The following is an 11,254-nucleotide window of genomic DNA, read 5'->3' on the forward strand; positions in this document are numbered from 1 at the left end:
AATCCGATTTATTTATTAATTTTTCTGCCCCACTATGGTCATTCCATAGATATTTTTTTTGAAAATATAGGCACCTTTTATAGATACGCTCAAAGTTTAAAGATTAAAAATAGTGCTTTGGTGTAATATTGTAACAAAACAGTGATAAAAATATTTCAATTATCACATTCTTGATTTATAATAATAAAAACTTATATATTTGTGATACTATTACAAAATAATATCACAAAATAATTATTAATGAACATTTGGGCTAAATATGGAAAAACACAAAATCATCATCGTCGAAGATGACGAAATAACCGCGCTGAACTTAAACCTCTCTCTTCGAAAACATGGCTATGAGATTATTGCTATGTGCGACAATGCGCCTCAGGCAAGAGAAAAAATTGACGAATACAAACCTGACGTAATTATCATCGATATCTCTCTTCAAGAGGGAAATGACGGAATAGAGCTGGCAAAAACCATCAGACAACACTACTCAATCCCATTCATCTACTTAACGTCATATAGCGATGACGATATCATAGCCGAGGCGATAAAAACAGAGCCATACGGCTACATTGTAAAACCTTTTGACCCATCTTCGCTACACGCTACGATACAGATGGCTATTTTTAAATTTGAGATGGAAAACAAGAGATATGAGGAGATAAATGCCTCAAAAATTGATGACCAAAACGTAGAGAAACTCCTCTACGCAAAAAGAGAGTCTGATCGACCGACAGTCCTCTTTGGAGAGGGGTACTGCCTTGATATCTCCAAAGATGAGATTTTTTACAATAGCCAAAAAGTCAAACTTACAAAAAAAGAGAGTGCGATACTGCGCCTTTTGGTAGCGAAGCTTGGTCATGTAATCAGCTTTGAGCAGGCGATAGAGTATGTCTGGAGAGAGAACGGAGCGACGGAAAACAGCATAAGAACGCTTGTCTGGAGACTAAGGAGCAAACTTCCGACGGACATAATAAAAAACGCCTCCGGAATTGGCTACTATATAGAGGAGTAGTTAAAGAACCCTTATTTTAGAGAGTCTGTTTTTTATCTTCTCAAACATCGCCTCGTAATTGTAGGTGATATCTTTGTTTTTAGCCATCTTCTCTATTTTTGAACTATCCTCCTGCACCTCTTCAAGTCTGAAATTGCCACTTGAGCCCTTTATACTGTGTGCAATAAGCGCAATTTTTTTATAATCACGAGCCTTTATGGCATCTTCAAGTTCTGGTATCTGTTTTGCCATCTTCTTTATAAAAAGCTCTATAAGCATTATAAGCTCATCCCCGCTTAGCATAAGCTCCTGATTTAGTTTTTCGCAGTTTAGACCTTCAACTCCGTTATGGAGCAGAGCCGGTTTTGCTTCAGGCAAATCCTCTTTGGTAACTTTTAGATAGTTGGAAAAAACCCTCTCAAGCTCTTTGATAACGATTGGCTTTCCTAAAAAAGAGTCAAAACCGCTCATCAGACCTCTCTCCTTTGCACCCTTTATTACATTTGCGGTAAGCGCTGAGATTGGCGTGTGTCTTAGCTCTTTCTCTTTCTCATATTTTATTATTTCCGCAACAGCCTCGTTTCCGTCCATTATAGGCATCTGCTCGTCCATCAATATAAGGTCGTAGTTGTTCGCCTTGTAAAGATTTAGTGCTTCAAGTCCGTTTGCGGCCAAATCATATGTGAGTCCGTACTTTGTAAGAATAATTTTTATAAGCTCCCGATTTGCCTCATTATCCTCAGCAACAAGTATATGACCTTGAAACTTCATACTGCACTCGTGTTTATGGGGAGAAAAAGAGTCAGGATGCAAAAGCTCGTCAAAAGCGGTTCTTATCTTTGAGCAGTAGAGCGGAAAGCATATGTTTGCAATATGCGAATATTTCTCATAGTTTGAGCTTGGTTTGCTCGTAAGCGCTATATACCTTTTCTCAGAATTTAAAATCATCTCTTTAAACTCATCGTCAACGTACTCATCCAAAAATATAACTACATCATGCTCTTTTTCTAGTCTGTCAACCATGTTTATATTCATATTGAACATGTTTGAGTATTTCAAGAATGAGTCTGACTTATAGCCTCTTGCCATATCCTTTGAGTAAAACACGGTTTTTAGTTTTACCAGCTCATCCATATCACTAAAAATCTGGCACTCGCTGTTATGTATCTCAACCGGTATCTCAACCCAGAAGGTACTCCCCTCTCCGACCTCTGAGTATGCATGAACGCTTCCGCCCATATGTTCTGAGAGCTGATGACAGATGGAGAGCCCAAGCCCCGTACCGTCAAGATGCTCTATCTCTCCGCGTCCTGCCTGAGTAAATGCCGTGAATATATTTTTTATCTCCTCTTTCGCTATTCCTATTCCGTTGTCATTGACGCTTACTTTTAAAATATTATTTTGACATGTAGCCTCTACGTGTATATGTCCTTTTACCCTTGTAAACTTTATGGCGTTGCTAAGAAAGTTTGAGAGTATCTGCTTGATTCTTAGAGAATCAGCATAGAGCTCTTTTGGGATTGTCGGGTCAATAAATGAAGTAATCGTTATATCTTTTGCGTTTGCTGAGGCGACAAATAGCTCTAAAGTGTGACTGATTTCGTTGTGTATTGAGAAAATTCTAGGCTCGATTGTAAACTCGCCGCTTCTTAGTTTTGAGAAGTCAAGTATGTCATTGATGATGCTTAGTAGGTTCTCTCCGCTGTTTAAAATTATCTCAAGATATCTTCTGTGCTGTTTTGAGAGGTCCTGCTCGATAAGAAGATTTACAAAGCCCAAAATTGCATTTAAAGGGGTGCGGATTTCATGTGACATGTTGGATAAAAAATACTCTTTTGCCTGCGATGCTTTTTGTGCTTCAAGTCTTGCATCTATCAATGTTGTTACGTCGTTTCCTATTGACATGTACTCTACCGAATCATCATGCGGGTCTGTGATTTTAACGATAGTAACATCTATGTAGAAGTAGTCGCCGTTCTTTTTGTTATTCTTGATGGTTCCTCTGAAAATACCTCTGTGCTCTAGCTGAAACCACAAATCGTTAAAATAGTCCTGAGGCATATCCTCATGTTTTGCTATGCTGTGACTGCTGCCGATAAGCTCATCAACGGTGTATCCGCTAAGCCTTGCATACTTGTCGTTTACATAGGTTATCTTGCCGTGCATGTCGGTTTTAGAGATAATAGTGCTCTCATCAAGCGCTTTTTGATACTCTCGCAAAAGGCTTACATGTCTGTCTATCTCCTGCTCTTTTTGAAAAATCGTATCGGTGTAGTATTTTAAAATGCCTTTTAGATTTTTGTCAAAAATATATGACATCTCGCCAAAAAGCTCTTTGGAGTTTAACTTTTTATCGTAGGTAAAATTAATCATAGTTTTTCTAAAGTGCGTACATATTTCGAAAACCTCGTCTGCACTTATGTTTCTATCCTTTAGATACTCCAAGAGGCTCTGCATTACAGGGCACTCCCCTATCTCCAACTTGTCGGAAATCACTCCCATAAAGTAGTCAAAAATGCCATCCGCATATTCATTTAAAAAATTCTGTACATCAATATTGTGAAGAGCCATTATCTCTCTTGGAGAGTCATATGACATCCATGCTGTGAGTATCTGCTTTTTTGCATCAATAAAAATATGCTGATTTTCTTGAAGATTTGGCAGTTTTTTTTTCATGAGCTTTTACTTTTCCTATATAATGAAATATGATAACAACATTATCACGGAGAGCTTAATGAGAGATATCACTGACGTGCCGATGATATTTCCTATCTGACAACTTGTGCATGATATAAAACGCTTTCCCTCATACTGCGCATAGAAAAAATAGATAACATTCAATACAAGCACACCATAAAAAAGATATGTTTGATATTGCCAAAATTGTGTTAATGTCTCATCGCTGACAAAAAGTGAGCCTATAAGTAAAATTATCATTGCCAGCATTAGTGCATTGATAGCTTTAATTATATAATCTCTTTTAAAAACTGTTGGACAGCTCTCAGAAATTGCAACATCGCTTCCAAACTCTAATTTTTTAGTAAAAATCTTTTTCTCTTCTTTGCTTAACTTATTTAAAAAACTTGACCCAAATGTATAATCAATTTTTCTTTGAAGTAAAATACTAAAATCTCCGTCGGCTTTGAGTGAGTGTTGGTTGCCGAATCTATCTTGATAAACTAGGCTAATTGTTTCATATCTCGTTATTTTTGCGCTTAACCCTGGGAAGTAAGCCGTTTTTTCAACGGTTGTCACTTTGCCTCTTTGACTTATGATTCTTGGATTTATCAACTCTAAAAAATCTCCGCCCTGCTCTTTTTTAACAACTACGACATTATAGTAACTGCCTATCTGAAAAGCCGCCAAAGCATTCAAAGAGTTAGCCCCAATCGTATCTTTCATATCCTCTATCAAAGAAAATATCTCTTCATTGAAAACTCTCACATCCGTTGCATACTCTACGCTTGGCGGAGTCGGATATGTAACTATCTCTCTAATCATGGTGTGCCTTGTTAAACTACTTTCTTGTTGAGGATTTTAATGCTTTTTATGAATAAAGACCTTAGATTATTCTCTAAGGTCTTTTTGGATGAACATTAGTGGCTTTTTCTTACTACAACCAACATTTTAATATTAATAATGATAAATCTGATAAATTGCCAAATTTTACATGTTCTTAATTTTATAGCAAATGAACCAGGTGTCATTGTTGTAAAATTTTTGCCGTATGCCTTAATGTTATGTTCTGCTTTTTTACTCATCATATCTCCTTTGATATCTTTTATTTTTATTCAGGGATCATTGTCCAGCCAGCTTTTAGCTTAGCCTTCCAAATAAATAGGTGATGAAGGATATGTTTAATCCAGTGACCCGCAAGACCAATCTCGCCAAATGTATACTCTGTATCACGTCCCGTTCCAGGGTACTTCTCAAAGTCAGGAACAACAGGATAGATAGTCATGGCAGCTGCAGTTCCGTCAAATATGCCTTTTCCTGCCGAAGCAACACAAGCAGCACCCATATGAGCCATAGAAGCTTCATGCAGAGGAGCGTTTTCACCCTGAAGGATACGATCACAAATACTACGAGCAACCGCTTTTCCAATAATGCCCGATGGCATACCCGTTCTTGGAGGAGTCGGTCCAATCGGTGTTCCGTTTGGAGAACTCATAGGTTTAGAAATTGGATGTGGAGGAGCAAACGCTATCCCGCAAGCAAACATGTTTGGGTAAGTAGGGTTTTGATAAGTTTTTGGCCAGTCACTTGCTTTCCAGTTCTCATAAGTACCTGCTGAGTAGTTAGCATCAACTTTCATAAATCCGTTTGGAGCAAAAACAGTAGCGGTTATATCACTTCCGTCTTTTGCGAAAGCTTTTAAGCCAACTCCTGCAAAAGGAGGAATCAGCATTGAGAAGTCAAACTCCTCTTCACCCATGGAACCATCAAGCAGTTCATAACTAACTTTTCCTTTTTCTACTTTGTTTACATGCGCACCTATTATCCAGTCAACATTTCTCTCGGTAAAAAGTGATTCAGCAAAGATTTTTGAACTAACCGCAAACCCCATACTTTTCATGTGCAATCCGCCAACGCCGAAATCACCCAAGAAAGATTCGTTTGAAATCCATTTCATGTCAGCCATATCGCGAACACCGGCTTTGTTTAACTCATGCTCGATGTTAAATATATACTCAAATGCAGCACCTTGACATGTACATAGACCATGTCCCGTTCCTATTAAAAACTTTTGACGCTCGCCTTTTTTCATCTTTTGGATGCACTTTTGAAACTCTTCGTTTGCATGAACAGCGTGATCCGCAGTACAAACTGAAACAGTAAACTCGCCAAGACCGTTAGCATCACCAAGTCCAGGGGTTGCTCCAAAATTAAGTTTTGGTCCCGTAGCGTTGATGAGATAATCATACTCTATATTTTCAGTCATACCCTCGCGACCTGCAAGCGTATACTCAATAGTAACGAAAGGCTTGTTGACCAATTCACTACCTTCTGGGTTAATCGAAACAGCTTTTGCCTGCTTATAATTAATACCCGCTTTCGCGTAAACAGGAGCTAAATCAAAAGTAACTTCCTCTTTACTCATCTCTCCGACACCAACCCAAATATTTGATGGAATCCAGTTCCATTTTGAGTTTGGAGTTACAACAACAACTTCATGCGTCGAGCCTAACCATTTTGCTGCGAAAGTAGCAGCAGTATGACCTGAAACACCTCCGCCAAGAACAACTAATCTTGCCATAAAAATATCCTTTATAAGTCTAAAAACTTCGCTTCAATGATATCTTAAATATAGTAAAAAGCGTGACATTTTTAACACATTTTATACTATTGGACTAAAAGTTTAATATTTTACTCACAATTTCATATACATTTTTTGAGATAGACGGCTCAGCAATTACTCTCTCAAGTTCTGTTCTCATTAATTTTTTGTTTGCGCTGTTTAATTTTTTAAATATCTTAAATGCACCTGCAAGACCTGATGCAATCTGCGGATTTATCTTGTCGATGTCTATTATTTTATCAACCACAAACTTATAGCCGTGACCGTCTTTTGCGTGAAAGTGTTTGTAGTTTCTTGCAAATACTCCGATAAGCGAGCGGACAAGGTTTGGAACCAGCTCATTGTATGCCTCGTCATGCTCAAGCGCCATAACTCTCTCAAGCGTTCCGCTTCTGTGTGAAGCCGCCAAAATTGAGAAGTACTTATTCATAACAAGCGTGTCATTTTTATACTTTTTGTAAAAATGCTCCAGTGCAACAGTCGAGAACTCTGGCGATGTGTTTTCTAAAACATCAAGAGCGGCTATCCTGTCGGTCATAGTTACAGAGCTATTGTACTGAGTGTTTGCTATTGCAATTATCTCTTCACTCTCTAAAGCAGAGAGAAGTTTAAGAGAGCGGTTTTTGAGGCTTCTCTCACCCATGCTTTTTGCGTCAAGATTTTTACATGTAGGTTTGTGATTTTTGTTATAAACATCTAAAAGCTTATCTTTAAAAGTGAGTGCAAGATGTTTTTGCAGCTTCTCTTTTGCCTCATATATCGGCTCAAAATCAACCACCTCTTGCCTTTGCATAACTGCCGTTACACTTGGCAACTCCATCAGAAGCGCTTTAAACGAGAGGTCAAGTTTTTTATCATCCAAAACGTGCCCGAAAGCTTTTACAAACTCCTCATCGATTGCCTCGCCTCTCATAATGCTCTCTATCGCCACAAGCCCAAAGGATTGCGCCGATTCGTATCTTACGTAGCTGTTGCTGTCATGCTTCATTAAAAAAGCGTAATTACCCTCTTTTAGCTCAACGATAATAGGTGCCGAAAAATCTCTGTTTATTGATAAAATAGGCTTTTTGTCAGTTTTGAGAACAAACTCCTCGCTCTCTTTGCTCACTATTAGCGTTTTTGCCTCTATCTCCCTGCCGTTCTCATCCAAAAGAGCCATTTTCAGAGGAAAAAAGTATGGCTTCTGCTCGCTGCCGTCAACCGCATTTGGAACTCTCTGGGTAAGAGTAAGCATGTATTTGCTGTCCTCAAATTTCTCTTCAACATGTAGCTTCGGAGTACCTGATTGATGGTACCATCTCTCAAACTGCTTCAAATCAATTCCGCCCGCTTTACTCATCGCCCATAAAAAGTCATCTGTTCTCACCGCTTGACCATCAAACGTATCAAAGTACAAATCAGTTGCCTTGCGGTACTTCTCTTCGCCCAAAAGAGTGTGCAGCATGCGGATAACCTCAGCACCCTTCTCATAAACCGTAGCCGTGTAGAAGTTGTTTATAGCCATGTAGGAGTCGGGCTGAATAGGGTGCGCCGTCGGCGAAGCATCCTCTACAAACTGTCTCTCTCTCAGAGAGTTGACATCATCGATACGCTGTACATCTTTTGAGTTTAAATCCGCAGAGAAACACTGGTCGCGAAAGACCGTCAAACCCTCTTTTAAAGTAAGCTGGAACCAATCTCTGCATGTGATGCGATTTCCCGTCCAGTTGTGAAAATACTCATGTGCAATAACGCTCTGAATCCCCATGAAGTTGGCATCAGTTGCACTGTCTTCATCTGCAAGAACATAAGCTGAGTTAAAGATATTTAGACCCTTGTTCTCCATCGCCCCCATGTTAAAACTATCAACCGCAACAATGTTATAAAGCTCCAAATCATACTCACGTCCGTAAACCTCTTCATCCCATTTCATAGCATCTTTTAGCGACTTCATGGCATGTTTGCACTTGGACTCGTTCCCTTTGTCGGTGTAGATATATAGCCTTGCGTATTTACCGCTTGCTGTCACAAACTTATCCTGAACTACTCCCAAATCTCCTGCAACAAGTGCGAAAAGGTAGGACGGTTTTGGATGCGGGTCAAACCATGTAGCACCGTGTCTGCCGTCGTCGAGCTTAAAGTTTGACTCTCTATTTCCGTTACTCAGCAAAACAGGGTAACGCTCTTTATCTGCCACAAGAGTCGTTTTAAAGATCGCCATAACGTCAGGACGGTCTATATATGGAGTAATGCGTCTAAACCCCTCAGGCTCGTTTTGCGTACAGAAGATATTTCCAGACTTGTAAAGCCCCTCAAGTTCGCTGTTTAACTGCGGATAGATTTTGTTGATGATTATAAGCTTAAACGCATCTCCAACATCTAAAACTCTCAAATGCTCATCCTCTATGACATATCTCTTTTCGGAGAGCTTTTCATCATCAAGGTAGATCTCTAAGAGTTCAAGATCTATGCTGTCAAGCACTAAATCCTTAGCCCTCGCATCCACTCTCTCAATGCTCATAAGATTTGTAACCTGCGTATGCTCTTCGTAAAGTTCAAATACAAGATCGCAGGTTTTAACGGTGAATTTGGGTGCTTTATAATCTTTTAGGTAAATAGTCTCTGCTTTGCTCATAACTTCTCTTTAATTTTTTTATAATAATAGCATAAGAGAGTTATTTGAGGCTTATAGAGTGCTCTTTGGTTTATAATGAAAAAAGTTTGATATAATTTTAAACATTACAAAGCAAAGGATTTTCAGATGCAAATAACCATAGATGTCAAAGACTCTGCACTCGATAAAATTATGTACTTTTTAAATCATTTGAAGTCTGATGTGAAAATTATTGAGAAAAAAGAGGTCTCACAGACTCTTTCAACTAAAAAAGCAGTTCAAGAACTTTTTGAAAATAAAAATGTTGAACCTTTTAAATCTATAAACGACCCAATGAAGTGGCAAGAGCAGCAAAGAGAAGAGTGGTAATATGACTCTTCTTGATTCAAATGCCATAATATATTTATCCAAAGAAGTTATAACTAAGGTCATCATGTTAAGAAAAATTCATAAAATAAAACTGCCAGATGCAATTATTTGCGCTAGTTGCTTAGTAAACAGCGCTCTTTTGATTACAAACGATATACGATTAAAAAATATACCTGATTTAAAAATACGCCAAATTCACGCTTAAACTTCTACACGCTTTACATAAAATTTACACTTCCTACCTTCTGTAAATATCCACACTAAAACCGTGAAAATAAAAAATATATTGTTGTTTAAGCATTTCTTAATAAGGGGGGGTAAAGTCTTTGTTTCATTTCAAAACAAAGGTAGTAAATGGGTTTGTCAGAGGGATATATTAAAATTGAAAACGATACACAATTAGCGTATTATGAACATGTACTGGAAAATCTTGCTGCAAGAGAGGTTTCAGCGTTATTTATATTGGACAATATATTGAGAATTATGACATTGCTATTATTAATTGGTGCAATGATGGCATCATTTGCACAAAGTAAAAATATGCATGATTCATATGTACAATCTTTTGTAATTGTTATTTTACTAGGTGTTGCAGCTTATGCAGTATATGCACAAATTACTCTTCATAAAAACAAAAAAAAGCTTCCAAAAATGGTAGCAATTGTGCAAAATGCAATAGAGTGTTATAAAAAAAACAAAGGAAAACAAATGAAAATTCAAATGCAAATTAACTGTGAGTTTGATTTATGTGAAATTAAATTAAACTTAGAAAATAAGAAACAGTTCCTAAACAATGAAATTGTTCTTGACTATGTTAAAAAACACTTATTAGAAGATTCGATAAATTCAGCAGAATTTATAAAAACATCTACCGGAGAAAAGGGAGACAAAGGTTTTTTAAATCAACAAATATCAGAATTTGAGAAGGAGTTCTCAATATGAAAAAGCTACTAATATTTTTTTATTTATCAATAGCTTATTGGCTTATGAAAATGACGATGCATATAAATCTGGGATAAACTATTATTTTGCAAAAGATTATGAGAAATCAAAACTTGCTTTTGAACAGTCAATTTCTAACTGTCCAAAATGCGATATTAACTCATATCCTTTACTTGCAGTGCAATATACAGATGGTTATGGAACAGAAAAAAATCTTCAAAAAGCATTTGAACTTAATTTAAAAGGTGCAGAACTTGGGTCTGCTTTAGCTCAATTTGGACTAGCAGAACATTACAGATGGGGTGAAGGCACCGCACAAGATAAACAAAAAGCAGTATATTGGTTTAAAAAAGCTATTGAACAAAAATCTGTGGGATCAATGTATAATCTTGGCATTGTTTATTATAGAGGAGAGGGAAATGTTGATGTGAATAAAAAACTTGCGTATAAATATTGGATGAAATGTGTAGATTCTGACGTGTCTAATCCTAAAGCACAAGAGGGTTGTCAAAAAAATCTTGATATTTTATGCAACCAAAGCCCTTGGGCGTGTAAGTAAAGTTTAGCTAATATCTTCCTCGTTCCCGCTTTTCAAGTGAGAATGCATACTTAATCTACATCTTTAAAATTACAAAGAAGGTTCTACATGTTAAAAAAATCTGCACTCTTTGTCTCTTGGCTTTCTCTATCGCGTCAAGCCTTATGGCAGAGAATTATGTCTATGTCGGTGCATCAAAAGCAGATATGATGGATGAGCAGTCAACAACCACTTTTAGCATCGGTTACGGTTTTAGTAAAGTCTTTAGCAACTGCGTTATGGCTGGGTTTAGCACATCGTATCATCAGGGTATCAGATGCAAGCCATCAGCTCAAGCACGTCGGCAGACGGTTTTGGTTATGGAGCTGGAGTTTCTTACAAAGTGCTTGAACATGTAGCACTCGCGCTAGAGTACAGAACATACGATATGGGAGTTTCAAGCTTAAACTTTGAGTATGATTATGACACAGTAGATGCGCTTATCCGTTTTGTGTGGTAGGAAAATCCTAAAATTATGACAACTAC

The 11,254-nt window shown here is 37.6% G+C and carries 12 protein-coding genes; 7 read left to right on the top strand and 5 right to left on the bottom strand.

Going from position 1 to position 11,254, the window contains the following annotated elements; all coding sequences use genetic code 11:
* Nucleotides 1-259: 259 nt before the first annotated feature.
* A complete protein-coding gene (locus tag K0A91_RS05070) occupies nt 260-1,009 on the top strand; it encodes a response regulator (RefSeq protein WP_295008689.1) in 750 nt (249 codons plus the stop codon).
* Here the strand turns inward: K0A91_RS05070 and K0A91_RS05075 are convergent, their stop codons facing one another.
* From K0A91_RS05075 to pepN, 5 genes are all read right to left on the bottom strand, one after another.
* Nucleotides 1,010-3,664 (bottom strand): ATP-binding protein, encoded by a 2,655-nt coding sequence (locus tag K0A91_RS05075; RefSeq protein ID WP_295008690.1) that lies wholly within the window; start codon nt 3,662-3,664, stop codon nt 1,010-1,012. It lies immediately after the preceding gene.
* Nucleotides 3,665-3,679: 15 nt separating this feature from the next.
* Nucleotides 3,680-4,489: a peptide deformylase gene (locus tag K0A91_RS05080; RefSeq protein ID WP_295008691.1), complete on the bottom strand. Its 810-nt coding sequence runs from the start codon at nt 4,487-4,489 to the stop codon at nt 3,680-3,682.
* 95 nt (nt 4,490-4,584) lie between these two features.
* Entirely contained in the window at nt 4,585-4,749 is a 165-nt protein-coding gene (locus K0A91_RS05085; protein ID WP_295008692.1) for a hypothetical protein, read from the bottom strand.
* Nucleotides 4,750-4,775: 26 nt separating this feature from the next.
* Nucleotides 4,776-6,245 carry an FAD-dependent oxidoreductase gene (locus K0A91_RS05090; RefSeq protein WP_295008693.1) on the bottom strand — a complete coding sequence of 490 codons (1,470 nt, stop codon included), beginning with the start codon at nt 6,243-6,245 and terminating at the stop codon, nt 4,776-4,778.
* Nucleotides 6,246-6,339: 94 nt separating this feature from the next.
* Entirely contained in the window at nt 6,340-8,901 is a 2,562-nt protein-coding gene (gene pepN, locus K0A91_RS05095; protein ID WP_295008694.1) for an aminopeptidase N, read from the bottom strand.
* Between the two features lie 126 nt (nt 8,902-9,027).
* On the opposite strand from pepN, the gene K0A91_RS05100 reads away from it, so the two are divergent.
* The 6 genes from K0A91_RS05100 to K0A91_RS11015 all read left to right on the top strand — a co-directional run bounded on the left by K0A91_RS05100 (nt 9,028) and on the right by K0A91_RS11015 (nt 11,228).
* Nucleotides 9,028-9,249: a hypothetical protein gene (locus K0A91_RS05100; RefSeq protein ID WP_295008695.1), complete on the top strand. Its 222-nt coding sequence runs from the start codon at nt 9,028-9,030 to the stop codon at nt 9,247-9,249.
* 1 nt (nt 9,250) lies between these two features.
* A complete protein-coding gene (locus tag K0A91_RS05105; RefSeq protein ID WP_295008696.1) occupies nt 9,251-9,454 on the top strand; it encodes a PIN domain-containing protein in 204 nt (67 codons plus the stop codon).
* Between the two features lie 149 nt (nt 9,455-9,603).
* A complete protein-coding gene (locus tag K0A91_RS05110) occupies nt 9,604-10,191 on the top strand; it encodes a hypothetical protein (RefSeq protein WP_295008697.1) in 588 nt (195 codons plus the stop codon).
* Nucleotides 10,169-10,750 (top strand): tetratricopeptide repeat protein, encoded by a 582-nt coding sequence (locus tag K0A91_RS05115; protein ID WP_295008698.1) that lies wholly within the window; start codon nt 10,169-10,171, stop codon nt 10,748-10,750. The genes K0A91_RS05110 and K0A91_RS05115 overlap by 23 nt, the downstream gene beginning before the upstream one ends.
* Nucleotides 10,751-10,893: 143 nt before the next feature.
* Nucleotides 10,894-11,127, top strand: coding sequence for a hypothetical protein (locus tag K0A91_RS05120; protein ID WP_295008699.1), 234 nt, complete (start codon nt 10,894-10,896; stop codon nt 11,125-11,127).
* Nucleotides 11,046-11,228 (top strand): outer membrane beta-barrel protein, encoded by a 183-nt coding sequence (locus K0A91_RS11015; protein WP_366511623.1) that lies wholly within the window; start codon nt 11,046-11,048, stop codon nt 11,226-11,228. Before K0A91_RS05120 ends, K0A91_RS11015 begins: the two co-directional genes overlap by 82 nt.
* Nucleotides 11,229-11,254 lie beyond the last annotated feature (26 nt).

Source organism: Sulfurimonas sp., assembly GCF_019429335.1.
Lineage (GTDB): Bacteria > Campylobacterota > Campylobacteria > Campylobacterales > Sulfurimonadaceae > Sulfurimonas.

Excerpts from the sequence above, each read along its gene's own strand:
- K0A91_RS05070 (WP_295008689.1), top strand. The coding sequence starts at position 260 with ATGGAAAAACACAAAATCATCATCGTCGAAGATGACGAAATAACCGCG.
- K0A91_RS05075 (WP_295008690.1), bottom strand. The coding sequence starts at position 3,664 with ATGAAAAAAAAACTGCCAAATCTTCAAGAAAATCAGCATATTTTTATT.
- K0A91_RS05080 (WP_295008691.1), bottom strand. The coding sequence starts at position 4,489 with ATGATTAGAGAGATAGTTACATATCCGACTCCGCCAAGCGTAGAGTAT.
- K0A91_RS05085 (WP_295008692.1), bottom strand. The coding sequence starts at position 4,749 with ATGAGTAAAAAAGCAGAACATAACATTAAGGCATACGGCAAAAATTTT.
- K0A91_RS05090 (WP_295008693.1), bottom strand. The coding sequence starts at position 6,245 with ATGGCAAGATTAGTTGTTCTTGGCGGAGGTGTTTCAGGTCATACTGCT.
- pepN (WP_295008694.1), bottom strand. The coding sequence starts at position 8,901 with ATGAGCAAAGCAGAGACTATTTACCTAAAAGATTATAAAGCACCCAAA.
- K0A91_RS05100 (WP_295008695.1), top strand. The coding sequence starts at position 9,028 with ATGCAAATAACCATAGATGTCAAAGACTCTGCACTCGATAAAATTATG.
- K0A91_RS05105 (WP_295008696.1), top strand. The coding sequence starts at position 9,251 with ATGACTCTTCTTGATTCAAATGCCATAATATATTTATCCAAAGAAGTT.
- K0A91_RS05110 (WP_295008697.1), top strand. The coding sequence starts at position 9,604 with ATGGGTTTGTCAGAGGGATATATTAAAATTGAAAACGATACACAATTA.
- K0A91_RS05120 (WP_295008699.1), top strand. The coding sequence starts at position 10,894 with ATGGCAGAGAATTATGTCTATGTCGGTGCATCAAAAGCAGATATGATG.
- K0A91_RS11015 (WP_366511623.1), top strand. The coding sequence starts at position 11,046 with ATGCAAGCCATCAGCTCAAGCACGTCGGCAGACGGTTTTGGTTATGGA.